General features: G+C 64.9%; 21 protein-coding genes. 7 read left to right on the top strand and 14 right to left on the bottom strand.

Annotation, left to right across the window (positions count from 1 at the left end):
- Positions 1-43 precede the first annotated feature (43 nt).
- The 6 genes from EQ874_RS03025 to EQ874_RS03000 all read right to left on the bottom strand — a co-directional run bounded on the left by EQ874_RS03025 (position 44) and on the right by EQ874_RS03000 (position 8903).
- Positions 44-1159: an NDMA-dependent alcohol dehydrogenase gene (locus EQ874_RS03025; protein WP_129975494.1), complete on the bottom strand. Its 1116-nt coding sequence runs from the start codon at positions 1157-1159 to the stop codon at positions 44-46.
- 46 nt (positions 1160-1205) lie between these two features.
- Positions 1206-2636, bottom strand: a complete 1431-nt coding sequence (locus EQ874_RS03020) for an aldehyde dehydrogenase family protein (protein WP_129975492.1) — start codon at positions 2634-2636, stop codon at positions 1206-1208.
- 134 nt (positions 2637-2770) lie between these two features.
- Positions 2771-3550: an enoyl-CoA hydratase family protein gene (locus tag EQ874_RS03015; protein ID WP_129975490.1), complete on the bottom strand. Its 780-nt coding sequence runs from the start codon at positions 3548-3550 to the stop codon at positions 2771-2773.
- 19 nt (positions 3551-3569) lie between these two features.
- Positions 3570-5585, bottom strand: coding sequence for a biotin carboxylase N-terminal domain-containing protein (locus tag EQ874_RS03010; RefSeq protein ID WP_129975488.1), 2016 nt, complete (start codon positions 5583-5585; stop codon positions 3570-3572).
- Positions 5586-5592: 7 nt separating this feature from the next.
- The gene (locus tag EQ874_RS03005; RefSeq protein WP_064064276.1) at positions 5593-7191 is read right to left on the bottom strand and encodes a carboxyl transferase domain-containing protein; all 1599 of its coding nucleotides are present in this window, start codon (positions 7189-7191) and stop codon (positions 5593-5595) included.
- Complete coding sequence (locus EQ874_RS03000) at positions 7188-8903, bottom strand: acyclic terpene utilization AtuA family protein (RefSeq protein WP_129975486.1); 1716 nt, start codon at positions 8901-8903, stop codon at positions 7188-7190. Before EQ874_RS03000 ends, EQ874_RS03005 begins: the two co-directional genes overlap by 4 nt.
- A gap of 305 nt (positions 8904-9208) precedes the next feature.
- Here EQ874_RS03000 and EQ874_RS02995 point away from each other — a divergent pair, with 305 nt between their 5' ends.
- Positions 9209-9670 carry an amphi-Trp domain-containing protein gene (locus tag EQ874_RS02995; protein WP_129975484.1) on the top strand — a complete coding sequence of 154 codons (462 nt, stop codon included), beginning with the start codon at positions 9209-9211 and terminating at the stop codon, positions 9668-9670.
- A gap of 85 nt (positions 9671-9755) precedes the next feature.
- Here EQ874_RS02995 and EQ874_RS02990 read toward each other — a convergent pair whose 3' ends face one another.
- On the bottom strand, positions 9756-10370 hold the full coding sequence (locus EQ874_RS02990) for a YdcF family protein (RefSeq protein WP_242496651.1): 615 nt from the start codon (positions 10368-10370) through the stop codon (positions 9756-9758).
- Positions 10371-11311: 941 nt separating this feature from the next.
- Positions 11312-12085 (bottom strand): PASTA domain-containing protein, encoded by a 774-nt coding sequence (locus EQ874_RS02985; protein ID WP_129975482.1) that lies wholly within the window; start codon positions 12083-12085, stop codon positions 11312-11314.
- 297 nt (positions 12086-12382) lie between these two features.
- Between EQ874_RS02985 and EQ874_RS02980 the strand changes: the two genes are divergently transcribed.
- From EQ874_RS02980 to EQ874_RS02960, 5 genes are all read left to right on the top strand, one after another.
- Positions 12383-13177, top strand: coding sequence for an enoyl-CoA hydratase-related protein (locus EQ874_RS02980; protein WP_129975480.1), 795 nt, complete (start codon positions 12383-12385; stop codon positions 13175-13177).
- Positions 13178-13208: 31 nt separating this feature from the next.
- The gene (locus EQ874_RS02975) at positions 13209-13940 is read left to right on the top strand and encodes an SDR family oxidoreductase (RefSeq protein ID WP_129975478.1); all 732 of its coding nucleotides are present in this window, start codon (positions 13209-13211) and stop codon (positions 13938-13940) included.
- A 26-nt stretch (positions 13941-13966) separates the two neighbouring features.
- A complete protein-coding gene (locus EQ874_RS02970) occupies positions 13967-15637 on the top strand; it encodes an AMP-binding protein (protein WP_129975476.1) in 1671 nt (556 codons plus the stop codon).
- Positions 15634-16782 carry an acyl-CoA dehydrogenase family protein gene (locus tag EQ874_RS02965; RefSeq protein WP_129975474.1) on the top strand — a complete coding sequence of 383 codons (1149 nt, stop codon included), beginning with the start codon at positions 15634-15636 and terminating at the stop codon, positions 16780-16782. The genes EQ874_RS02970 and EQ874_RS02965 overlap by 4 nt, the downstream gene beginning before the upstream one ends.
- Before the next feature lie 78 nt (positions 16783-16860).
- Positions 16861-17523 (top strand): TetR/AcrR family transcriptional regulator, encoded by a 663-nt coding sequence (locus EQ874_RS02960; RefSeq protein WP_129975472.1) that lies wholly within the window; start codon positions 16861-16863, stop codon positions 17521-17523.
- 163 nt (positions 17524-17686) lie between these two features.
- Here the strand turns inward: EQ874_RS02960 and EQ874_RS02955 are convergent, their stop codons facing one another.
- From EQ874_RS02955 to EQ874_RS02940, 4 genes are read right to left on the bottom strand one after another with little or no spacing between them, the layout of a single operon-like run.
- Positions 17687-18676, bottom strand: coding sequence for an oligopeptide/dipeptide ABC transporter ATP-binding protein (locus EQ874_RS02955; RefSeq protein ID WP_129975470.1), 990 nt, complete (start codon positions 18674-18676; stop codon positions 17687-17689).
- Positions 18676-19722: an ABC transporter ATP-binding protein gene (locus EQ874_RS02950; RefSeq protein WP_242496650.1), complete on the bottom strand. Its 1047-nt coding sequence runs from the start codon at positions 19720-19722 to the stop codon at positions 18676-18678. Before EQ874_RS02950 ends, EQ874_RS02955 begins: the two co-directional genes overlap by 1 nt.
- Before the next feature lie 23 nt (positions 19723-19745).
- The gene (locus EQ874_RS02945; RefSeq protein ID WP_242496617.1) at positions 19746-20822 is read right to left on the bottom strand and encodes an ABC transporter permease; all 1077 of its coding nucleotides are present in this window, start codon (positions 20820-20822) and stop codon (positions 19746-19748) included.
- A 22-nt stretch (positions 20823-20844) separates the two neighbouring features.
- Positions 20845-21798: an ABC transporter permease gene (locus tag EQ874_RS02940; protein WP_129975464.1), complete on the bottom strand. Its 954-nt coding sequence runs from the start codon at positions 21796-21798 to the stop codon at positions 20845-20847.
- Positions 21799-22325: 527 nt separating this feature from the next.
- Between EQ874_RS02940 and EQ874_RS02935 the strand changes: the two genes are divergently transcribed.
- Entirely contained in the window at positions 22326-23933 is a 1608-nt protein-coding gene (locus tag EQ874_RS02935) for an ABC transporter substrate-binding protein (protein ID WP_165369186.1), read from the top strand.
- 186 nt (positions 23934-24119) lie between these two features.
- Here EQ874_RS02935 and EQ874_RS22815 read toward each other — a convergent pair whose 3' ends face one another.
- On the bottom strand, positions 24120-24278 hold the full coding sequence (locus EQ874_RS22815) for a hypothetical protein (protein ID WP_165369185.1): 159 nt from the start codon (positions 24276-24278) through the stop codon (positions 24120-24122).
- Between the two features lie 27 nt (positions 24279-24305).
- The gene (locus tag EQ874_RS02930) at positions 24306-24857 is read right to left on the bottom strand and encodes a MarR family transcriptional regulator (protein ID WP_129975462.1); all 552 of its coding nucleotides are present in this window, start codon (positions 24855-24857) and stop codon (positions 24306-24308) included.
- Positions 24858-24990 lie beyond the last annotated feature (133 nt).

The raw sequence follows: 24990 nt of genomic DNA, 5'->3' as shown, positions 1-24990 counted from the left end.
TCCACGCGTCTTCGCCGATGCGCCGGCGGCGATGGGTCCCTGCTCAGAACAGGACGACTCCGCGCAGGTTCCTGCCCTCGTGCATGTCGACGAATCCCTGGGCGATGTCGTCGAGCTTGTAGGTGGTCGTCACGAGCTCGTCGAGCTTCAGCACGCCCGAGGTGTACAGGTCGATCAACCAGGGGATGTCGGCGGTCGGCGTCGACGCGCCGAACAGCGAACCCTGCAGGCGCTTCTGGTAGAGCACCAGCTCCATCGGGCTGATGGGGATACCGAAATCCGTCATCTTGCCCAGACCCGTGACGACGCAGGTTCCCGCTTTGCGGATCGCCGAGAATGCCTCCGCGATGTGCTCACCCGTCGTCACTCCGACCGTGACGATCGCGGAGTCCGCACCCTGCCCGTTGGTGTACGACCGAGCGATCTCGGTCGCTTCCGTCATATCGGCGACCGCATGGGTGGCCCCGAACCGCAATGCCGACTCCCGTTTGAACGGCACCGGATCGACCGCGATGATCCGAGCTGCCCCCGCGTGCGCAGCGCCCTGGACCGCGTTGATCCCGATACCGCCGATCCCCTGGACGATCACGGTCTGCCCCGGATACACCTCGGCGGAGTTGACCGCCGCACCCCAACCGGTGCCGACTCCGCAACCGAGCAGGCACAGCTTGTCGAGCGGCAGATCCTTGTCCACCTTGATCGCCGAGTCGACGCTGACCGTCGTGTACTGACTGAAGGTCGACAGCCCGCACGTCTGGGCCACCGGTGTTCCCTCGAGGCTCAGGCGGAAACTCGTCGGATCGTCGGGACGACTGCCGGTCATGATCGCCGCGCCGCGGTCGCACAGGTTCTGCATTCCCTTCGCGCACCACCGGCACCGACCGCACGCTGCCAGGAACGAGAAGACCACATGGTCTCCGACGGTCCATCCGTGCGTTTCCGGCCCGACCTGCACGACGACACCGGCACCTTCGTGCCCGCCGCAGATCGGGTAGACCCCGACCGCGTGGTCACCGGCGGCGATGTGGTCGTCGGAATGACACAGCCCCGCGGCCACCATCTCGACGGTCAGTTCGCCGCGGCGCGGCTCGTCGAGGTCGAGGTCGACCACCTCGTAGGTTCCGGGCGTGCTGCGGATGATCGCGCCGCGAGTTCTCATCGGTTTTCTCCTGAAGGCATCGAAGGACGGGACAGCAACGGCGGAATCACGGCGTCACCTGGGCGGACATTCCGGCTCTGTAACCGTCCGCGTAGGGCGGCAACATCCCCCATTCACGCCGGGGGTCGTAGTCGGGAGAAACGAAAATTGTTCTGGCATGACTGAATTCGAGGAATCCCTCCAGGCCGTTGTAGTGCCCCATCCCGGATGCCCCGACCCCGCCGAAGGGCGCATCGAGCATGCCCGGATGCATCGCGATGTCGTTGATGGTGACGCCGCCCGAGGTGGTGCATTCGAGGACGCACCGTCGTTCCTCGTCGTCCTGCCCGAAGTAGTAGAGCGCGAGCGGCTTCCGACCGGAATTGATCGTGCCCAGCACCTGTCCGAGGTCGTCGTACGTGCGTACGACCATGACCGGGCCGAAGATCTCCTCCTGTGAGACGGCTGCGGACTCCGGCGGGTCGATCACGATGCGGAGCGGGCGGCGGCGTTCGGCGATGGCGACGGGCTCGTCCGGTGCCACCACGATCCTCGCTCCGAGTTCCTGTGCCTGACGGACATATCCGTCGATGCGGGCCGCGTGCCGGTCGTCGACGATCGCGGTGACGTCCGGATTGCCGGCGATGGTCGGGAACAGTTCCCGGTAGGTCCCGCACACGACGTCGAGGAACGATTCGAGCATCTCGGCCGGCACGTGGACGGTGTCGGGACCGACACACAGCTGACCGCTGTTGATCGACTTGCCGACCGCGATCCGGTAGGCAGCCGTCGCGATGTCCGCGGAACGGCCGACGATCACCGGAGACTTGCCCCCGAGTTCGAGGGTGACGGGTACGAGATTGAGGGCCGCGTTCGCCATCACCGAGCGCCCGGCCGCTTCCCCGCCGGTGAACACGATGTGGTCGAACGGAAGGGAGGTCAGCGCCTTCGCGACATCCGGTCCACCGGTGACCACCGCGACGTCGGCGGGATCCAGGAATTCCGCCGCGGCGTCCGCCAGTGCCCGGGATGTGCGCGGCACGATCTCGGACGGTTTGAGAACGGCGCGATTGCCTGCGGCCAGGACCCCGGCCAGCGGGGCGAGAAGAGTGAACACCGGGGCGTTCCAGGTGCCGATGATCGCGACCGATCCCTTGGGTTGATAGTGAACCGAGGCGGTCGCACCCAGCTGGTCGTACGGCGAGAAGGGGGCTCGCTGCTGCGGCCGCATCCATTCTTCGAGGTGGTCGCGTGCGTACTTCAGGGCCGAGAGCGAACCGAGCACATCATTGGTCGTGGAATAGCCGGGATGGCGTCCACCGAAGTCGGCGTCGATCGCGTCCACGATCTCGTCCGTGCGGGCGACGAGCATGTCGATCACGCTCTGGATCCGCTCTCGTCGTTGCACGGCCGTGCTGGTGCGTTGTGCACGGAACTGTCGGCGCTGCTTCTCGAGCAACTCGCCGAGAACGGGATCGGCGCTGGTCACGATGGTCATGCGGCGGACGCTATGATGCGAATCACATTCCTACGCGCCGATTCCCGCTCACCGGGACCCACGTAGATCGAGCGACAACGGACCGCACACGCCGACCACCGCGAATTCGAACGGCCCCCGTGCGTGTCGCGTTCTCACCGGTCGGCCCACCACGGGGACCGCTTCTGCAGGAACGCCGTCATCCCTTCCACCGCTTCCTCGGAACCGAACAACCGGGCCGAACGCGCTGCCAGGTCGTCTCCGTAGCGATCGAAGTCCGCGAGGATCCGCTCTGTGACGAGACGTTTCGATTCGGCCAGACCCTGCGGTGAGCATGCACGGATCTCCGCGAGCAGTTCCGCGACGGCAGTTCCGGTATCCCCTGTCGAGACGGTGACGAGACCCTCGGAGCACGCCTCCTCCGGGCCGAACCGTTCGCCGGTCAGGAAGTACCGTGCTGCCGCACGCGAGGACAGTCGCGGAAGTACGGTCAAGGAGATGATCGAGGCGGCCAGACCGAGCCGTGCTTCCGTGAGGGCGAACGTCGACTCGGGGCCGGCCACGACGATGTCGCAGGCTCCGATCAGGCCCATACCACCGGCGCGGACGTGCCCGTCGATACGAGCGAGGACCGGTTTGGGCAGTTCCAGGATCTGCCGCAGCAACGCGGTCATGTCCCAGGTGCGGGCGGAAGCCGCCTCCTGCGCAGATCCGGAGGATCCACTCAAATCTGCTCCGGCACAGAATGTTCCACCGGTGTGGGTGAGGACGACCGCGCGGATATCAGGGTCGGTGGCCGCGGCATCGAGTCCGTGGCTCAGTTGTGTCAGCAGCGAGGCGGACAGGGCGTTGCGGTTGTGCGGGGAGTCGAAGGTCAGTGTCGCGACGCCGTGGTCGACGTCGTAGTGCACCACCACGGGGTTCGGTTCGGTCATGACGGCTCCTGAATAACGCTCATGGTCTGCCTTCCGGGCCGGGACTGTCGGACGGCGCGTCGTCGTGCGGCGTGACCACGGCGAGGACGGTACCGACGGCGACCTGATCTCCGACCTCAACCCCAAGTGCCGTGAGGGTGCCGGCGGCGGGTGCGGTGACGGTGTGCTCCATCTTCATCGCGTCGAGCCACACGAGCGGCCGGCCCGCTTCGACCGCATCGCCGACGGCAGCACCGAGCCGGATCACCGATCCCGGCATGGGTGCGAGCAGTGATCCGGCGGCTATCCGGGCCGTGGGGTCGACGAAGCGCGGGACGGCGGTCAGGCGCACCGGTCCGAGCGACGAATCGACGTGCACCGCATCGCCGTACCGCGTCACCGCGACATGCCGGCGGACACCGTCGACGTCCAGGACCACCCGATCCGGTGCGAACTCGACGACACGGAGGTCGCCACGGCCGTCGACGTATGCCCCGTCACGCGTGAGCCGGTAGCGCACCTCGTGGTCGCCGTGCACGCCGGTGAAACGCGTGAGCTGCGGCTGGGAGGGCAGATTCCGCCATCCCGAGGGCAGGCCCCTATTCACCGTGGCGGCAGCGCGGTTGCCGGCCGACTCCGCCAGAGCGGCTGCGATCGCGGACACCGCTTCCGCGTGCGGGGAGGCGAGCGGGGCCGACAGTTCCGCGAGTCCGTGGGTGTCGAAGAAGGCGGTGTCGGTCTCTCCCGCACCGAAGGCGGGATGTCGCAGCACCGCGACGAGGAGATCGCGGTTGGTGACGATGCCGTGAATCTCGGTGCGTGCCAACGTCGACGCCAGCAGACGCACCGCGTGGTCGCGGGTCGGCGCGTACGAGATGACCTTGGCGAGCATCGCGTCGTAGTGGACCCCGACCTCCGTTCCCGCGACGACACCCGAATCGACGCGCACACCGGGCTGCCGGAGCACGTCGAACTCACGTGCCTCGTGCGGCAACGCTAAACGGTGCAGGGTGCCGGACTGCGGTTGCCAGTCCCGGGCCGGGTCCTCGGCGTAGAGCCTGGCCTCCACGGAATGACCTTGTACAGGTGGAGGTTCGGGGTCGAGGCGGTCGCCGTCGGCGATGCGGATCTGCAGGTCGACGAGATCGAGTCCGGTCGTGCATTCGGTGACGGGATGCTCGACCTGCAGGCGTGTATTCATCTCCAGGAAGTGGAACTGCCCGGAGCGGTCCGCGAGGAACTCGACGGTGCCGGCGCCCTCGTAACCGATGGCCTGTGCGGCGCGGTGAGCGGCATCGAACAGGCGCCGGCGCATCCCGTCGATCGCGTCGACGAGCGGCGACGGTGCTTCCTCGATCACCTTCTGGTGGCGTCGTTGGATCGAGCATTCACGTTCACCCACCGCCCACACCGTGCCGTGCCGGTCCGCGAGGACCTGAACCTCGATATGTCGTCCGTTCTCGAGATAACGCTCGCAGAACACCGTGGAGTCGCCGAACGCCGACGCCGCCTCCCGGCGGGCCGCCTCGAGTTGCCGCGGCAGGTCGTCGAGCGTGCGCACCACCCGCATTCCGCGTCCTCCGCCGCCTGCGGACGCCTTGACGAGCACCGGGAGGTCGGCGTCGGTGATGTCGGCGGGGTCGAGTTCGGCGAGAACGGGGACACCCGCGTCGGCCATGATCTTCTTGGCTTCGACCTTCGAGCCCATCCGTTCGATCGACTCCGGGCGTGGTCCGATCCAGATCAGCCCCGCCTCGAGCACCGCACGTGCGAATCCGGCGTTCTCGGACAAGAATCCGTAGCCCGGGTGAACCGCGTCGGCACCCGCGGCCAGTGCAGCCGCGACGATCTTCTTCCCGTCGAGGTAGGTCTCGGCGGGAGAGACTCCCGGAAGTCGCACAGCGGCATCGGCATCGCGCACGTGCGGACTGTTCGCGTCGGCATCGGAGAACACGGCGATCGCGCCGAGACCGGCCCGGCGGCACGAGGCGAACACGCGGCGGGCGATCTCCCCGCGATTCGCCACGAGCACGGTGGTGATGGTCGATTCGGTCACGGGAACCTCACATCCGGAAGACGCCGAAGGATTCGGCGCCGCTGATCGGGGCGGTGGCAACAGCCGATAGGCACAGTCCCAGCACAGTACGGGTATCGCGTGGGTCGATGATGCCGTCGTCGTAGAGACGACCGGACAGGAACATCGGCAGCGATTCGGCTTCGATCTGGTTCTCGACGGCCGCGCGCATCGCCTCGTCGGCGGCTTCGTCGAAATCCTGTCCACGCGCCTGCGCGGCCGCGCGTCCGACGAGGGAAACGACCCCGGCCAGCTGGGCACCGCCCATGACCGCGGATTTGGCGCTGGGCCACGCGAACAGGAACCGCGGATCGAATGCCCGCCCGCACATGCCGTAGTGGCCGGCGCCGTAGGACGCACCGAGCAGAACGGAGATATGCGGCACCGTGGAATTGGCGACCGCGTTGATCATCATCGCCCCGTGTTTGATCATGCCGCGTTCCTCGTACTCCCGGCCCACCATGTACCCGGTGGTGTTGTGCAGGAACAACAACGGGGTGTCGGCGCGGTTGGCGAGTTGGATGAACTGTGTTGCCTTCTGCGATTCCTCGTTGAACAACACACCGCGTGCGTTGGCGAGAATCCCGATCGGATAGCCGTGCACCTGTGCCCAACCGGTCACGAGCGAGGACCCGTACAGCGGTTTGAACTCGTCGAAGTCGGAATCGTCGACGATACGGGCGATGACTTCTCGCGGATCGAAGGGCTGCCGGAGATCCTCGGGGACGATCCCGAGCAACTCCTCGGAGTCGTACCGGGGTTCGCGTACCCCGGTACGGGGCGCCGGACCGGCCTTGCGGTGGTTGAGACGCCGCACGATGCTGCGCCCGAGGCGCACCGCGTCCTGTTCGTCGACGGCGAAGTGGTCGGCCAGACCCGAGATACGCGCGTGCATTTCGGCACCGCCGAGCGACTCGTCGTCGGATTCCTCACCGGTGGCCATCTTCACCAGAGGCGGTCCGGCGAGGAATACCTTCGACCGGTTCTCGATCATCACCACGTGGTCGGACATGCCGGGAATGTATGCGCCGCCGGCGGTCGAATTGCCGAACACCAGCGCGATGGTGGGGATGCCCGCCGCCGACAACCGGGTCAGATCACGGAAGAGCCGTCCGCCGGGGATGAACACCTCCTTCTGCGTGGGCAGATCCGCACCGCCCGATTCGACGAGGGATATCAGCGGCATCCGGTTCTGCAGGGCGATGTCGTCGGCACGCAAGGTCTTACGCAACGTCCACGGATTGCTGGTGCCGCCGCGCACGGTGGGGTCGTTGGCCACGATGACACATTCGACGCCTTCGACCACGCCGATACCTGTGACGACACTGCCGCCGACTGGAAAGTCGGTGCCCCAGGCGGCGAGCGGCGACAGTTCGAGAAACGGCGAGTCGCGGTCGAGGAGCAATTCGATGCGCTCCCGCGCGAGCAACTTGCCTCGATCGTGGTGTCGGCGGACGTACTTCTCACCACCGCCGGCGAGGGCCTTGGCGTGTTCGGCGTCGAGGTCGGCCAGGCGAGCGCGCATCGTGTCGGCGGCCGCGCCGTATTCCGTGGAACCGCGGTCGAGGGTCGAGATCAATATGCTCACGTGCGCTTCTCCAGGAGGACGGTGGGAATGTCGAGGTATCGGGCGCGCAACCATTCACCGAGTCCCTTGGCCTGCGGGTCGAATCGGTTGCGCGAAGCGACGCCACGGCCGAGGATGCCCTCGATCACGAAGTTCACGGCCCGCAGGTTCGGGAGCAGATGCCGCGTGACGGACAGGGGCTCGATTTCGGGAAGCAGATCCTTCACAACGTCGACGGTGAGGAAATGTGCGAGCCAACACCATTCGTCGTCGGATCGGACCCATACTCCGATATTGGCATCACCGCCCTTGTCGCCGCTGCGGGCACCGGCGAGCGTGCCGAGCGGAACGCGGCGAGTCGGTCCGGGCGGCAACGGCGCGGGCACACCCGGGTCCGGCAACGGCTCGAGGACACGGGTGACCGCCGCGACCGGAATGTCGAGGCGGGTGCCGTCGGGCAGCACCGCGACATGCGGCACGCGTGTCGCCTCGACGTACTCGGCCGTGTAGACACCGTAGGCGGTGCCCGGACCGGGCGGAGCGGTGACGAAGAAACCGGGATATCCGGCGAGGGCGAATTCGACCGCCGTGGAGGTGAAGGCGCGTCCGACGACGTCCGGATCGGGATCACGTGCAGTACAGCGCAGCAGCGCACTCGCGGTCTCCTCCGTATCGGCATCGGCATGATCGGTGCGAGCGAGGATCCACTCGAGTTCGGCAGGCCGCCTGGGCAGGTTCGATTCCATCTGCGATCGCACCAAGTGTGCCTTCGCGTCGATGTCCAATCCGGTCAGGACGAAGACGACCTCGTTGTAGAACCCGCCGAGCGCGTTGAGGCACACCTTCAGCGTCGGCGGGGGCGGCTCGCCCCTCACTCCGGTGATGCGGACACGATCGGGTGCGTGCAGGCTCAGCCGGGCGGTGTCGATGCGCGCGGTGACGTCGGGGTTCGCGTACCGTCCGCCCGCCACCTCGTACAGCAGTTGCGCGGTGACCGTGCCGACGGTCACGGCTCCTCCGGTGCCCGGGTGTTTGGTGATGGTGGCCGCTCCATCGGCCTCGATCTCGGCGATGGGAAATCCGGGGCGGACGAGATCGTCGAGTTCGGTGAAGAACGCGTAGTTTCCGCCGGTGGCCTGGGTACCGCATTCGATGACGTGCCCGGCGACGACGGCACCTGCAAGTGCATCGAAGTCATCGGGTGCCCAGCCGAAGTGAGCGGCGGCGGGACCGACGATCACGGACGCGTCGGTCACGCGCCCGGTCACGACGATGTCGGCTCCGGCCTCGAGACACCGGGCGATGCCCCACGCACCGAGATAGGCGTTGGCGGTGAGCGGGCGGGGGTCGGCGGCGAAACCGAACTCGTCGATGCGGGCGACGAGATCGTCGCCCTCGACATGGGCGATGCGCGGCGACAGGCCGAGCCGATCCGCAACCGTGCGTAGCGCCGCGGCCAGGCCTGCGGGATTGAGCCCACCGGCGTTCGCGACGATCCGCACCCCCTTGTCGAGGGCGAGACCCATACAGTCCTCGGCCTGCCGCAGGAACGTCTTGGCGTAGCCGAGACCCGGATCCTTCAGACGGTCACGACCGAGGATGAGCATCGTCAGTTCGGCAAGGTAGTCACCGGTCAGATAGTCGAGTTCCCCGCCTTCGAGCATCTCGCGCATCGCAGACAGACGATCGCCGTAGAAGCCGGAGCAATTGCCGATACGCACGGGATTGCTCACGCGGTCCCCTCCTGGACCGGACGCCCTGTCGGCGACGAATATGTCCGACTCGATAGTCGCGGCAACTCCATCATGCGGTCAGCGTCACATGTCATCGCCCTCAAAGCAAGCAATCGTGATTGTTTTGCCCTGGGCGCATGGTCGCTACCCGCGCCCGGAAGCGGTTGCGGCGAGCACGTCGGGACACCCGGCGAATTCGATCTTTCCCACTGCACGAACTCGTCGCCGAGACGTCTCCTTCACAACACCTACCCCCACCGGGGCAGATACCGTAGATGCATACTGCACCGAGGTCAGGAGTCGCTGTGCCGAAGCTGGAAATCAAGCAGAAATCTCAACTCTCCCGCAACCAGGTTTCCGAGCGGTTGATTGCACTCGGACGCGCCCTGGCGACGGGATCCGAAGTGGACCTGGACTCGGACGGAGGCTCGATTTCGGTCGATGTCCCCGACCGGCTCCGATGGGAACTCGAGATCGAGGTGGACGGAGACGAAGTCGAGATCGAAATCGAATTCAGCTGGAGCGACACCCCTTCCGAGAGTTCGGAAGAAGATTCGGATGTGGACGAAGAGGAGAACGAGAGGGACGAGAGCAAGGACGAGGACGAAGGCGAGGGCGAAGACGAGGAGAGGGTTCGAGACGAGGAGAGGGTTCGAGACGAGGACGAAGAGGAGGAGGACGAACCGCCGCACACCACTTCGCGTCCGAAAGCCCCGATCAAGAAGGCGGTGCGGCGCGGCCGGCCACGCAAGAGGACCGCCGACTGATCTACCTGCGCCTTCCCCCCGGATGAGACGCCACTCCTACGCCCGTCCCGCCGTTCCAGAACTGATCGACTCCCTCTTCCGGGACTTACGCTGCGACGATGCCCGCGACGGGAATACGCGCGTCGACCGCCTGCCGGAAGTTGATCATCGCGCGTTCGAGGTGGTCGCGGTTCGTCACGAGTACAGCGCCTGTTGCGCGACGTTCGAGCAGAACATCGTTGGTGAAGCGTGCGTTCTCGACGGTAGAACCGGATTCTGATTCTTCGGTGATGCGTTCCGGTGGAATCCCCCGTGCCACCAACCAGTCCTTCATCGCCCGCGCTTCGGTGACGCCGTTGCGCGGCACACCACCGGTGACGACGATCGGCGCTTCCGGATAGCGGTGCGCTGCACGCAAAGCCGTGTCGAGACGTTCTTCGAGCACCGGCCTGATCTTGCCGTCCTCGGTGAGTCCGGCCCCGAGCACGACGAGATGCGTACCCCTCGGATTCAGGTCGAGCATCAGCGGAAAGTGCGGCGTCAGCTTCTCGAGCTCGGTGCACGCGACAATGAGTGCGTCGATGGTTCCCTGGCACAGCGGGGTGATGGACAGTACGCCGTTCACCACGGTGTCGACTGCCGGCGTCGCCGCCGCCTGCCCTGTCGATCCTCCTACTGCAGCTGTGGCCGCGACTGCCGTCGCCACCACCGTCCGTCGCACAGCTCCCATGCGAGTCCCCCTTGTCTTCTCGGATGTCGGCCGTGCCGCACTGTGCCATCTGGACGCGCGCCTGGGGGAGATCGAGCCCGACGCGAGGAAGTCTCACCGCATGCCGCAGCCGGATCGATGACGTCTGACAATCGGCTTTACATCCGCACCACTGGACTGTCCATGAACAACAGCGACGATCGTTGCAAGGCGCTCCATTCGGACACACCGATGTTCCCACGATGCGCACGAGCAGAACGTGTGTTCGAGTTGACGACGTCGCACACCCGTGCGACCATCCCTCCACCGACCTGAAAACAGGTCGACCCCGGCAGGTGCGCCAACACCGGACCGGGGTCTGGGCACAAGACAGACAGGACTGTCATGCACCGTAGGGTGGAGTCTATCCACACGCCCCCGAGAGGCGTACCTCAGCAACGAGCTGTGAGCGCATTCGTCCGCGCCGGCCGCCATCTACCCGCTCCCCCGGGTTCACCCCCGACGTCCTGACTTTTCAGCCCTCCGATCCGATCGTGATCGAAGGGCTCGAGGCGTTTCACCTGCATCGTCGCGCACGAGGGCCGTTCCGGTAGCCGAGGCTCGTCGACGCAGCTCGTCGCTCGTCTCCCACAGTCCGACGTCAGCGCGCCGACGCTGCGAGCCGGGGCCGTTCCCTGTCTCGAAACCGACTGGGCACCAGTACCCCTCGTCTCCACAGCTGGTGGTGGAGCACCCGCTCGTGAGGGTCGACACGAACGACCGGGTCCAGTGCGAGCCGCACGTCCTCCGCGACGTGGGGCTATCCGTGCTGGCCGAGATGGTCTATCGGGGCATGGCGACCGGGCAGCCTTGGGGAAGGGGACGACGACTCAGGGACCCGAAGGGTCTCCGATCGGTCGGGGACAGCCGCCCGCAACCACCGAGGATCTCTCCCGCACGGAACAGCCGATGACCTAGCACCCGCTGAATTCGTCCTCTTTCAGAACCGACAGCACGGGGCCGCCTTCACCGATCGATGCTCCCACCGAGGGAGCCTGGTCGACGACGACCCAGTTCCTGTCCCATACCTGCGCGCGCCCCTGACCGGTCGCGTCGACGCTCGTGGAGTAGAACACGCCGGCGGCCTGGATGGTGTCCTGTGCCGCTTGGAGATCCATGCACACGACGTTCGGCATCACCGCAGTGGACGCGACAGCCGCGACCTGCGTGGTGGAGACCTTCGTCGCGGGAGCGGTTTCCGGAGCGACGGTCCGCGCCGTGGTGGCAGCCGACGTCGTGTACGACGTGGTGGTCGTCGGTGCGGCAGCGCGAGGAGTCGTACTCGCGTCGTCCTTCGTGGGTGAGTCCAGACCGTCCGAGATATCGCCGATGATTCCCATGAGGACGATCAGTCCGGCGACGGCAGCGGCGATGACCACCCCGCGACGGATCCTCGGAGGCTTCGGCGGCTCGGGCGGCGGTGCCATCGCCGCCCGCACATCCCCCGCGAGGAACGCGCGGTGGCCGGCTTCGGCGCGTGCGGCGATCGCGTCCTGCTCGGCCTTGATGCGCTTACGCCGATCGCGCAGGGGCTTGCCGATCGCGAGATATCCCAGGCCGGCCGCGAATGCCAGGAACAGGATGGCGTCGGCCACGTTGCCGTTGACCACTTCCACGATCGCCAGCCACAGCGTGATGGCGGCGAACATCCCCGCTACAACGCGCAGGTAGGGGACGACGAACTTCATGTTTCTCCTTCAACCCGGCACCAGGCCCCGTGTGCCGCTTTCCCGATCGCACACGCGCTGAATGCCCTCCTGAACTGGTGTCGGAGCGTCACCCCTCGTCGTTACGACACTCGGGTGGCGATTTCAGTGTGTTCAGCCCCGGAATCCGGGGGCAGATCCACCCAAGTCGGCGAAGCCTTCATGTGATGGTTGACACACCCTGTTCGTGAATGTAGCTTCATGGAAAATGAATATCCATTCACTCGCAGAGAATGTCCGTTCGATAAGACTCCTACCTGCAGCGATGAAGGGGATCCCATGACCGACTTCGAAGACATCACCTACGAGACCGACGGCGCAGCCGGCATCATCACGATCAACCGGCCCGAGCGCTACAACGCCTTCCGGGGCAAGACCGTCGAGGAACTGATCAAGGCATTCCGGTCGGCCTGGGCCGACAGCCGGGTCTCGGCCGTCATCCTCACCGGCGCCGGTGAGAAAGCCTTCTGCACGGGCGGCGACGTCAAGCAGCGCGCCGAGACCGGCGACTACGGCCCCACCGAGAGCGGCATGTTCGAGATCGGCTACCTCCACAAGCTCATCCGCGACATCCCCAAGCCGGTCATCGCAGCCGTCAACGGTGTCGCCGTCGGCGGCGGACACGTTCTCCACGTCCTGTGCGACCTGACGATCGCGTCGGAGAACGCCCGGTTCGGCCAGGCCGGACCCAAGGTCGGCTCGTTCGACGCCGGATTCGGCTCTGCCTTCCTCGCCCGCGTCGTCGGGGAGAAGCGCGCGAGAGAAATCTGGTACCTGTGCCGCCAGTACGACGCCGCCACCGCCGAACGCTGGGGACTGGTGAACTGGGTTGTCCCGCAAGACAAACTGCTCGACGAGGCGAAGGCGGTCGTTGCCGAGATCGCCGAGAAGAGCCCCACCGCGATCAAGTTCCTCAAGCAGTCGTTCAATGCCGACACCGACCACCAGGCCGGCTTGAGCAACCTCGCGATGTCGGCACTCGACCTGTTCGGCAAGTCCGACGAAGGACTCGAAGGCGCCAAGGCGTTCGCGGAGAAGCGTCCCGCCGACTTCGCGAAGTACGTCAAGGCCTGATCCGAATTTCCCAGACCCGTAAGGACCTCCCATGAGCAACATCGCACTGGTCACCGGCGCTGGTTCCGGAATCGGCAAGGCCATCGCTCTCGCCTTCGCCGCGCAGGGTGATCGCGTCGTCGCCGCCGATCTCGACCTGGCGGCTGCCGAAGCCACGGCCAAGGAGTACCCCCAGCTGATCACCGCATTGCCGGTGGACATCTCCGACCGCGCCCAGGTCGACGAACTCCGCGACCGCACCCACGCAGAAGTGGGCGTGCCCAACGTGATCGTCAACGCTGCCGGCTGGGACCGCACCGATCAGTTCCTCAACGCCACACCGGAGTTCGCCGAGAAGGTCGTCGCGATCAACTATCTCGGCCCGGTGCACATCTGCAGTGCCTTCCTGCCCGGCATCATCGACGCCGGCAACGGTGGTCGCGTGATCAACCTCGCCAGCGATGCCGGCCGGGTCGGCAGCTCCGGCGAATCCATCTATGCGGGAGCGAAGGGCGGCGTCATCGCCCTCACCAAGTCGCTCGCCCGCGAGATGGCCCGGCACAACATCAACGTCAACTGCGTGTGCCCCGGCCCCACCGACACACCGCTGTTCCAGGCCCAGGAGGAGAAGCTCAAAGCTGCTCTCATCAAGGCCATCCCGTTCCGGCGACTCGCGCGACCCGAGGAGGTCGCCGCACCCGTCCTGTTCTTCGCATCCGAGGCCGCATCGTTCATCACGGGCCAGGTGATCAGCGTCAGCGGCGGCCTCACCATGGCCGGCTGATCGACATCGTCAGGGGAGATCGAATCATGAGCGCGTCGTACAACGCCCGGGCCTACCGGGAGTACTTCGAGAACGACTTCACGTATCTCAACGGCTTCCGGCGCAACCTGGGACGGTACGGGAACCGCGTTGCCATCACCGATCCCGACACCGGAACCCGGTTGACCTACGCCGAACTCGGCGAGCGTGTCGACCGAGTCGCCACAGGTCTGGCCGATGCAGGTGTGCAGGCCGGGGATGTCGTCGCCTATCAGCTGTTCAACAGTGTCGAGTTCGCCGAGCTGTATCTCGCCACCCAGGCGGTGGGCGCGGTGGGTTCGCCGATCAACTTCCGGCTCGCCTCCGGCGAAACCTCGTTCATCCTCGACAAGTCCGCACCCACGGTCTTCGTCTACGACACCGAGCTCACCCCGATGGTGACGGAGGCGCTGGAACGCTCGGCGCACACACCGAAGGTGATCGTCGCGGTGGGCGACGGCGACCCTGTCTCCGTTCCCGGCGCCACCGTCGTGCGGTACCGGCACCTGGCGGCGGATCGGGTCGCGCTCCCGCCGCTGCACCGGACGGTGTGGGACGAGACCACCCGCCTCTACACCTCGGGCACCACCGGCATGCCGAAGGGTGTGCCGCTCAACAGCATGATCGAGATCTTCAGCGCGCACGACGTCATCATGCACTTCCCGTTGAGCCCCGAGGACAAGACGCTCAACATGACGCCGTGGTTCCACAGGGGCGGCCTGTACTCCGGGGGACCCAACCCGGTCTTCTACATCGGCGGAGAAGTGTTGCCGCTGCGCACCTTCGACGCCGACCGTGTCCTCGACCTCGTCGCCGAGCACGGCCTCACCTTCCTCATCGGAGCGCCCACCAACCTCGCGATGCTCGCGACCGCGCAGGAGGCCCGTCCGCGCGACCTGTCATCGCTGCGCGGCATCGTCACGATGGGTGCGCCGCTCGAACGCGAAGCGGCACTGCGCTACCAACAGGTCCTCAACCCGCGGATCTTCAACGGCTACGGCAGCACCGAAGGGTTCTGGAACACCTTCCTGCGCCCCACCGATCTGCCCGAACATGCCGGCACCGCGGGTCGCGCTTGCACCGACGACGACGTGCGCGTGGTCCACATCTACGAGGACCGACTCGCCCACCACGACGACGTCGTCGCCAAGGACGGCGAAGAGGTCGGAGAGGTAATCGTCCGCTCCCCCAAGGGTTCGAACGCCTACTTCGACTCCCCCGACCAGGAGAAGGCCAAGTTCAACAACGGGTGGCTGCACATCGGCGACCTCGCCACATGGGACGCCGAAGAGTTCGTCACGATCGTCGGACGCAAGGACGACATGCTCGTCTGCGGTGGGGAGAACGTCCATCCGGTGCAGGTCGAGGAAGCGCTCAACTCGCATCCGGGTGTGTCCGACTGCCTCGTCGTCGGCGTGCCCGACGAGCGCTGGGGACGCGTCGTCGTCGCATACATCGTCGCCGGAAGTTCCGATGTCACGGCCGACGTCCTCGACGCGCACTGCCGTGAGCATCCGATGCTCTCCACATTCAAGCGACCGCGTGCCTACCGGTTCGTCGAGTCGCTGCCGGTCTCTGCCACCGGAAAGAAACTGCACTACAAGGCAACCCGAACGGCAGCCGACGAGTTCGCCGCAGGATTGTTCACCGCACCCACCGACTCGAGGATCACCCGATGAATGCACGCCTCGAATACGAGACCGAGCACAACCAGTTCCGAGAGGTCGCACGCGACTTCGTGCACAGCAAGATCACTCCCGTGCACGAGGACTGGGAGCACGCGAGCTGCCTCGACCGGTCGTTGTTCACCGAGGCCGGCAAGCTCGGACTGCTCGCCTTCTCCGTCGACGAGGAGTACGGCGGTCCCGGTGTCGACGACTTCCGCTACAACGCCATCCTCATCGAGGAGGTCAACCGCGCCGGCAACGCCGCAGCCGGCATTGCGTTCTCCCTGCAGAACGACGTGGTGCTGCCCTACCTGACCGAGCTGACCGACGACGAACAGAAGGCGCGGTGGCTGCCCGGCGTCGTCCGCGGCGAGACGGTGCTGGGTATCGCCATGACCGAACCCGGCACCGGCAGCGACCTCACCGGCATCCGCACCTCCGCGGTGCGCGACGGCGACCACTACGTCGTCAACGGAGCCAAGACGTTCATCTCCAACGGTCAGAACGGCGACCTGTTCGTGGTCGCGACCCGCACCTCCGACGACCCGCACAAGGGTCTGACGCTGCTGGTCGTCGAGGCCGACACCCCCGGCTTCTCCCGCGGACGCAATCTCGAGAAGATCGGTCTGCATGCCCAGGACACCAGCGAGCTGACGTTCACCGACATGCGGGTGCCGGTCGCGAACCGGCTCGGCGACGAAGGTCGCGGCTTCTACCAGCTGGTGCACAACCTCCCGCAGGAACGGTTGTCGCTGTCCATCGGCGCGGTCGCAGCCGCCGAAGGCGTCCTCGCGCAGACCCTCGACTACGTCCGCGAACGGAAGGCCTTCGGGAAGCCGGTGTCGAGCTTCCAGAACACCCAGTTCGTGCTCGCCGAGCTGGCCACCGAGCTCGACATCGCCCGCACCTACCTCGACGATTGCATCGCCGAGCACGTGGCCGGGCAGCTCACCGCCGCCCGCGCCGCGCGCCTGAAGTGGTGGGCCACCGAACTGCAGGTGCGTGTCGCCGATCGCTGCCTGCAACTGCACGGCGGCTATGGCTACATGCGCGAATACGGCGTCGCACGCGCTTTCGTCGACGCCCGCATCCAGACGATCTACGGCGGAACCACCGAGATCATGAAGACGATCGTTGCGAAGGATCTCGGGATCTGACGACCGTCCCAGCTGCACGATTCACACCGCTGAGCACTCGGTACTGTGAATCGGACCGAAAAGCGACGAGGAGCCCCTATGACCACCGACCACGATGCACTTCCCGTGGAAGAGGCCGTGCGGGCAGTTCGTACCAGTTCCCGCCGCAAGCAGGTCCTCGACGCCGCCGTGCAGGTCATGCAGCGCACCGGTTTCCACCAGATGTCGATGCAGGCGCTGGCCGACGAGGCCGGTGTCAGCGTCGGATTGATCTACAAGTACTTCGGTGGCAAGGAGGAGATCCTCCTCGCCACCATCGTCTCGATCCTCGACACCTTCCGCGACCAGATCGAACCTGCGATGGAGGCCGCCGGCGACGATCCCGTCGAACGGCTCGCCGCCGGCATCCGTCGCTACATCGAGATCGTCGACGAGAACCTCGACGCCACCGTCCTCACCTACCGGGAGAGCCGCACGCTCGACGCCGACGGTCGCGCCCGGATCAAGGAACTGGAGGTCGAGACGTCGGCGCCGCTGCGCTCCGCCCTCGATGACGGTATCGCCGCCGGAATCATGGAGCCCATCGACGTCGACCTGATGGTGTTCGACATCCTGTTGCTCGCCCACGGGTGGGCGCTCAAGCACTGGCACTTCGGATCCATCTACACCCTCGACGACTACATCCGCCTCCAGACCCGGCTGGTGCTCAACACGACACTGAAGGCAGAGCGGCGTGCGGACTATGCGCGCTTCCTCCGATAGGCACGTCGTTTGCGCCGCGCATGATGCTATAGTCGTGCGCGATTGCAAGCATCGCATTGATGCCGAACCCGTGACAAAGTAGGTCGACTCGCCGACTGGGCACGGATGGCTGCCGGCCACCGATCGGACCGCACAGGACTTTCATCGCTCGCACTACTACGCGTCAGACATTGTGACACGCCACGTAATGACCTTCCGCTATCTCGCGCAGCAACGGTTCTTCCGCCGCGCAGCGGTCGGTCACCAGTGGACATCGCGTGCGGAACCGGCAACCGGATGGTGGATCGAGAGGAGACGGAAGGTCTCCCTCGATGAGAGGTACGGCCTCGGATTCGCCGCGCAGAATGTCAGGATCGGGGATCGACGCCAACAGCAACTGTGTATACGGATGCAACGCCAGGCTTTCCATTTCTCGGCTCGGCGCGATCTCACACACCTTGCCGAGATACATGACCATGACTCGGTCGCTGATGTTCTTCACCACCGCCATGTTGTGGGCGATGAAGATCATCGTAAGCTCGAACTCAGCCTTGGCCTGCTCGAGGAGGTTGAGGATCTGGGCCTGCACCGAGACGTCCAGGCTGGACACGGGTTCATCGCAGATGAGAACCTTCGGCTTGAGCATCATGGCGCGCGCGATGCACACCCGCTGACACTGACCGCCCGAGAGCTCGCCCGGAAGCCGTTCCCACACCATGTCCGGATCGAGCCCGACCGATTGCAGCAGGTTCCGACCCAATCGGTCGAGCCGCTCCTTGTTGCGCTGGCCCCACATGCGGGGGCCCTCCGTGACGAGATGCTTGACCTTGCGGCGCGGATTGAGCGACGAGACCGGGTCCTGCATGATCATCTGCATCTGCGCTCGAATCTTACGCAGTGCCGACGCGCTCAGCGTGGTCAGCTCGGTTCCGTCGATCTCCACACTGCCGGACTTCGGCGCCGGCAACTGCAGAACGGCGCGCCCGGCAGTGGACTTGCCGCAGCCCGATTCACCGACGATGCCGAGTGTTTCGCCCTGGAGTAGGTCGAAGCTGATGTTCGAGACGGCGTGTACCGTCTGTCCCCGCCCGACGGGGAACTCCACCACCATATTCTCGACTGCGAGCACAGGTTTCTCGTTCTTGCGCAGGTGCGCAACACCACTACCGGCCATCAGATGGTCTCCACTTCGAGCTCGACATCGTTGGTGTCGGCGGCTCCCGGCGCTCCGAGGTCGCTCACAGCCACACCGCCCAGAGGGAAATGGCAGGCCACTTCATGCGGGTGGCGGGCTCCGACGGTATCCAGAGTGGCAGTCAGGACCGGCACCACCTCCCGGCACGACTGCTGCACGTACTTGCACCGGGACGCGAAGGCGCATCCCATGGGGGGCTCGGTCATGTCCGGCAGGCCGCCGTCGATGGACTCGAGGCGGGCGTGCGGTTGCTGGTCGAGGCGAGGCACCGCCGCCAGGAGAGCCTCGGTGTAAGGATGTCGCGGACCGGTGAACAGCTCTCGGGTGGGTGCCATCTCGACGATCCGTCCCGCGTACATCACCGCAACCCGGTCCGTCTGTCCGGCAACAACTCCGAGGTCGTGACTGACCAGAATAGTGGCCATCCCGAGTTCGGTGCGCAGCGAATCGAGCAGCTCGAGGATCTGCTTCTGGACGGTGACGTCCAGCGCGGTCGTCGGTTCGTCTGCGATGGTCAGTTTCGGGCCACACGCGAGTGCCATCGCAATGACCACGCGCTGGCGCATACCGCCTGACAACTCGTGCGGGTACTGGTCGATGCGCCGCGCAGGTTCGGGAATGCGCACCTTGCGCAGCAGTTCTATCGCGCGTTCGTTCGCCTGGATCTTGCCCAGGCCGAGGTGCGTGCGAAGGGACTCGGTGATATGGGTACCGATCCGTTTGAAGGGATTGAGTGCCGACATCGGGTCTTGGAACACCATCGCGATATCCTTGCCCCACAGCTGCTGCTGCTCCTTGCGGGTCGAAGTCTGCATGTTCCGGCCCATGAAGCGCACCTCGCCCGTGACAGTGGTACCGCTATCGTTCGATACGAGACCCATGATCGTCTGCGCCAGAACGGATTTACCCGATCCGGATTCGCCGACGAGGCCAAGCGTCTCCCCGGCGGCGAGCTGTAAGGAGACTTGCTCGACCGCCCGGAGTTGTCCGCGCTTGGTGCGAAACCTGGTGGACACGTTGTCCACCGTCAAGATCGGTTCATTACTGCTCACAATTTCACCTCCCGAGTGCCCCCGGTCTTCCTCTGAGCTTTCTCACCGACCATATTGAACGAGAACACGGTCAAGAAAAGGAAGAAGCCGGGCACCAGCACGACGTACGGATACTGCTCGAAGACGTTCCCCTGCCCTTCGGAGATCATGTTGCCCCATGTCGGGGACGGTGGCTGAATGCCGAGCCCGAGGAAGCTCAGCGATGCTTCGGCAACGATCATTACCGAGATCATCACCATGCCGAGCGAGGCCAGCGGCAGTGCAACGTTCGGTGCGATCTCACGGAGCATCACTCGCAGCTTAGTTGCTCCCATAGACCTTGCGGCAAGCACGAATTCGCGTTGAGAGTACACAAGCGTGTTCGCTCTGGCGATACGGACCATACTGGGAATCGCCAGTATGGCGAGAGCTAGCGCAATGTTTCGCAGATTCGGTTCGAGCACCGATGCGAGCGCGATCAGCAGGATCAGAGCTGGTACCGCGAGCAGCGAGTTCGTCATGACACCGATGATGCGGTCGACCTTGCCTCCGAAGTAGCCTGCGACGATGCCGATCGCTCCGCCGATGACCATACCGATCAGCACGGCTGCCACAGCAACGATGAGCGACGACCGGGCACCGTAGACGGAACGCGCGAGCAAGTCGAGACCAAAATTGTTGGTTCCCAATGGGTTGGACGAGAACAAGTTCGGTTCGGCATAGCTCTCGGCGGCGAGGGTCTTGGTAGTGTCCTCGTGCTCGGCCAGCGGTAGCAGTGGGGCGAACAGCGCCGCCGCGATGAGAGCCGCCAGCCATACACAGGACAGGACGAAGGTCAGGTCGAAGTCCGCGCCGAACCGGGCCAGCCCGAGCCGGCGCATTCCCATGTACAGCGCGACCGGTCCGACCACGAAGAGCACGGTCCGGACGCCGATGACCAGTAGCGGCGCCAGACCGATACCGATGGCGACGACGCCCACCACTGTCAGAAACGCTCCGATCCGGTACAGGTTGCGGCGTTCCACGAGGTCGGACGCGTCGGCCGACCTCCCTGCATTCGCGTCGTCGAGGACGCGCCCTGTGATGGCCGGCATCTCGATTTCGTCGGTTGTGGTCTCAGACATGGGCTCGTCGGCTCCTTGGGTCGAGGTATCCGTAGGCGATGTCGATGACGCCGTTGGCCACGACGTAGATGACGGCGATAACCAGCACCGCACCCTGCACCATCGGCATATCACCCTGCTGCGCCGCGCGGACGATGAGCGAACCCATCCCGGGCAACGAGAACAGCGTCTCGACGATAACGGTGCTGCCGATCATCGAACCGAGGACGACGCCGAGCATCGTGATCAGCGAGAACGACGACGGGCGCAACGCGTCGCTGAAGAGTAGCCGAGTGTTCGACATACCCTTCGCCTTGGCGACGAGGATGAACTTTTCCCTGAGTGTCATGACCAGGTCGCTGCGGAGAATACGGGTGAACATCGCCATCTCCAGCAGGCTGATGGCGATCGCCGGAAGGATGGCGTGGTAGAGGTTCTGCCCCAACCCCTCCGAGATGCGGACCCACTGGGACCGGGGAAACCATCCCAGGTGATTCACCGCCAGCATGATCAGCAGGAGACCGGACAGAAAACTCGGGATCGACAACACACCGAACGTGCCGGCCCCGATCGCGCGATCGATCCAGCTGCCCTGGTGACGAGCGGAGTACACAGCCAACGGCACCGCGACGACGATCGCGATGACCAGGCCCATCAATGCCAGTTGGAGGCTGACGGGCATCGCCCTGCCGATGCTGTCGATGACCGGCCCCTGTGGCGGGACCATGGAAGTTCCGAGATCGCCCTGAAGCGCACCCGACAACCAGTGCCAGTACCGAGTCAAGAAGGGATCATCGAGGCCCATCTCGGCGCGCACCCGCGCGTAGTCCTCGGGCGCGTGGCCCTCGCCGAGTATCGCGACCGACGGATCGCCGGGGATGAACGATACAAGAGCGAAGGTGCCGAGGCTGACGATGAAGAGCACCACGACCAGTTCGGTCAACTTGTCGATCACTGTTCTCACCATCGTGTTATCCCCTCCTCACTGTGTTCATGGGTCCCAATCTCTGTGTTGGCATGACTTTGTGCTCACCACACGGAATCGCAGGTGATCAGGTTCTCCGAGCCGAATGAACCCCGGCCGTGCCTGGCGGGATGCCGTGCGTTCCCGTTCGTACGGAACGAAGTTCGTCCCGGCCGAGCAACTCCGGAAGTTACACCTGTTGTCGCTGTCGCCGAGGCGAGATTCATTCATGGCCCCTACAACTATTGCACAGCCAAGCCTCGATTGTTACCGTCGCCACATCGAAAGTGATGCGCCGAGGCCGGCAGAGCGGCAGAAGTGGAGACCACTGACGCGATCAGGCCACGCACGCCTCTACCCGTCAGCTCAATCTTTCTCTGCGCGCGAAGTATTGCCCTCGGTAGCCCGGTAATGCGGCACACGCACAAACCCAGTGACGACGGTCCGGACCGTACGCAAGCGGCTTCTCCTAACTGGGCGTACCACCTTCGCACCGACGAGCAGTGTTCCAAGAGCATGGAGGTCAATCAGTGACAATCAAATACTCTAGGTTCGGCAGGCTCCTGTCGACCATGGCGGTGACCGCCGTCGTCCTGGCGGGTTGCGCCAACACGACCGCGGGCGACGATGCCCGGAGCGGACAAGCGGATTCCACCTCGGTGCCGCGTGGGGTCCTGGGCGACCAAGGCGATCCGGGCACACCCACCAAGGGTGGAACGCTGAGCTTCGCCTCGTACTCCCCTGTCACCAACCTGGACCCAGCGAAGACTCAGGGAGCGGGCCCCACTGGGGGCACCGAAATGGCAGCCGTGTACGACGTGCTCATGCGATACGACGCGGATTCGCAAACGTTCGTGCCTCAGATCGCGCAGTCTCTCGAGGAGAGCACAGATCGGTCGACATGGACCTTGACGTTGCGGGCCGATGTACGGTTCAGCGACGGTACACCTTTCGATGCCGACGCGGTGGTTGCCAGCATCGAGCGATACAACGACAATCGAGGGCTCTACTCACAGCTGTTCACCGAGATCGTCCAGAGCGTCACCGCGAAGGACTCCAGCACCGTCGAGTTCAAGCTGAACAGAGCGTGGTCCAACTTTCCCGCCATCCTTTGCTACGGACACGGCATGATCGTGGCGCCTTCCGCGCAGCAAGGTGACACCTTCACGCCTATCGGCGCCGGACCCTTCAGCGTTGTCAAACTGCTTCCCCAGCAAGAACTCGAATTGAAAGCCCGGCCCGACTACTGGGGTGGGGAACCCAATCTCGACGGTCTGAAGTTTGTCGCCGTTGCAGGTGAGCAGGCGAAGATCGAGACACTGAGGACCGGTGGCGTACAGGCGATCTACCTCCGAAACGCCGCCACCGTCAATGCCGCGAAGGAAGAGTTTCCCGGATTCATCGAGGCTCACAGCCAAGCGATGATCGGACAGATCAACCAAGCACCAGGGCGTCCTGGCGCGGATCGACGGCTACGTCAGGCGATGGCCTATGCCCTCGACCCCACAGTCCTCAACCAGCGAGCCCGGGACGGGCAAGGCCTGCCCGGTACCGACCTGTTCCAGCCGTGGTCGCAATGGCACGGCGAGGAAACCGGCGTCACGCCCGAAGCCTCCAGGGCCGAGCAACTGGTCGACGAGGCGAAGAAGGATGGTTTCGACGGCAAAGTCACCTACGTCAGCATCAATGACCCCGATGCCCAGAAGCTCGCTCTGGCAATACAGGCACAACTCGATTCAGTCGGATTCGACACCTCGATCGAGTACACCAACAGTGCCCCGGACATGATCAGGCGCGTCTACGTCGACCGTGACTTCGACCTTGCACACGGCGCATACAATGCCTCCGACATCGACCCCGAGATCCGCATGTTCAATGCGATGCACAGCAAGGCGAACAACCTTGTGGGTCTTGCAGATCCGAAGGCCGACAGCCTCCTTGCCGCGGTACTGTCCGCTCCGGATGCCGAGACGAAGAAGCAGGCAATCGACGACATCCAGACGTACGTGAACGAGGAACAGCCGTTCCTCGCATGGGGAGCCAGCAATACCTACGTCGCGTGGTCCCCGAACGTCTTTCGAATGAATCCGTCGATCGACCACATCATGTTGTTCGACAAGGCGTTCATCCGCGACTGATCTCGGACATTCCCTTCGGGATCTGCCGGATGATGTGGCATATCCGGGCCTGACATTCGAGATCTACCGCTGCAGAAGATGATTCTTCTTTCACAGGTGACGCGAGGACGCCCGGTCGCTCACCTACCTCGATGGTCGATCACGCGCCCTTTGCCGAGCGGGCCGCGCTCGGGTAGTGACATACGACTACCCGAGCGCGGCCTGCTCGTCGAGCAGATACCCCCAACCCCGGCTCAGCGCCTCGAGGTTCGTCGAGGCCGAGACCATCATGAGCACGCAGACCGTTGCGGCCGCTCGACCGACTCTGCGAGCCGACCGCACCTGCCCCATGAGTACTGCCGGCACTGGCACACCAGGACAACTCGCAATCGATCAGCCGGCCGCATCTTCTCTCCTCGCCTGATTCTGCTCGAGAAGAGCCGTGTACTCCTCGAAAAGCTCGACGAGCAACAAGCGGCGAGCAGGGTCCATCGGGTCCAGCATTTCTCGCATCACACGCCGGCGCTCCTCGACGAAGCGCCCGACGGCCGCCTCTCCGCTCGGGGTACATCGAAGGACGACGTACCTGCGGTTCGAAGGATCGGTATAGCGCTCGAGGAGCTGCATCTCAACCAGAGGGTTGATTGCGCGTGTGACTGTCGAGGGGTCGAGCCTCAGCTTCGCTGCAAGCTGATTCATGTGCATCTCGCCGTGCTGAGCCACCACCTCCAGAGCATCGATCTGAGCGACGCCGAGTCCCTGACCATCGACCGTGTACAACTTTGTCTGGTTCCACTCCCGCCGTTTCGTATGCAGAAACCGGCGGGTCACGTCGATCAAGCGGTCTCCGATAACCACGGATTCACTTTCGGGCTGCAGGTCGCCCCATACCGGCGTGGTGATCCGATCGGGCACGAGCTCCTCGGAGTTCGGCGGAACAGGCATTCTCGTATCTCCTCAACACGTCGACTCCCACGCCTCTTGCGCGCCCATTCTACTGCATGCGCTGCCCATAGTGGTGAGACACAACTGTTGCATATACAAGTCTTGTATGCGCAACGAGTAGTCGTTAGCCTCA

Origin of the sequence: Rhodococcus sp. Q1 (genome assembly GCF_004153645.1) — a bacterium.
GTDB classification, from domain to species: domain Bacteria; phylum Actinomycetota; class Actinomycetes; order Mycobacteriales; family Mycobacteriaceae; genus Rhodococcus; species Rhodococcus gordoniae.
This window is presented reverse-complemented; position numbering and strand designations above follow the sequence as displayed.

Coding starts and splice junctions, on each gene's coding strand:
- EQ874_RS03025 (WP_129975494.1), bottom strand. CDS start 1,159: ATGAGAACTCGCGGCGCGATCATCCGCAGCACGCCCGGAACCTACGAG.
- EQ874_RS03020 (WP_129975492.1), bottom strand. CDS start 2,636: ATGACCATCGTGACCAGCGCCGATCCCGTTCTCGGCGAGTTGCTCGAG.
- EQ874_RS03015 (WP_129975490.1), bottom strand. CDS start 3,550: ATGACCGAACCGAACCCCGTGGTGGTGCACTACGACGTCGACCACGGC.
- EQ874_RS02985 (WP_129975482.1), bottom strand. CDS start 12,085: ATGAAGTTCGTCGTCCCCTACCTGCGCGTTGTAGCGGGGATGTTCGCC.
- EQ874_RS02980 (WP_129975480.1), top strand. CDS start 12,383: ATGACCGACTTCGAAGACATCACCTACGAGACCGACGGCGCAGCCGGC.
- EQ874_RS02975 (WP_129975478.1), top strand. CDS start 13,209: ATGAGCAACATCGCACTGGTCACCGGCGCTGGTTCCGGAATCGGCAAG.
- EQ874_RS02970 (WP_129975476.1), top strand. CDS start 13,967: ATGAGCGCGTCGTACAACGCCCGGGCCTACCGGGAGTACTTCGAGAAC.
- EQ874_RS02965 (WP_129975474.1), top strand. CDS start 15,634: ATGAATGCACGCCTCGAATACGAGACCGAGCACAACCAGTTCCGAGAG.
- EQ874_RS02960 (WP_129975472.1), top strand. CDS start 16,861: ATGACCACCGACCACGATGCACTTCCCGTGGAAGAGGCCGTGCGGGCA.
- EQ874_RS02955 (WP_129975470.1), bottom strand. CDS start 18,676: ATGGCCGGTAGTGGTGTTGCGCACCTGCGCAAGAACGAGAAACCTGTG.
- EQ874_RS02945 (WP_242496617.1), bottom strand. CDS start 20,822: ATGCCGGCCATCACAGGGCGCGTCCTCGACGACGCGAATGCAGGGAGG.
- EQ874_RS02940 (WP_129975464.1), bottom strand. CDS start 21,798: ATGGTGAGAACAGTGATCGACAAGTTGACCGAACTGGTCGTGGTGCTC.
- EQ874_RS02930 (WP_129975462.1), bottom strand. CDS start 24,857: ATGCCTGTTCCGCCGAACTCCGAGGAGCTCGTGCCCGATCGGATCACC.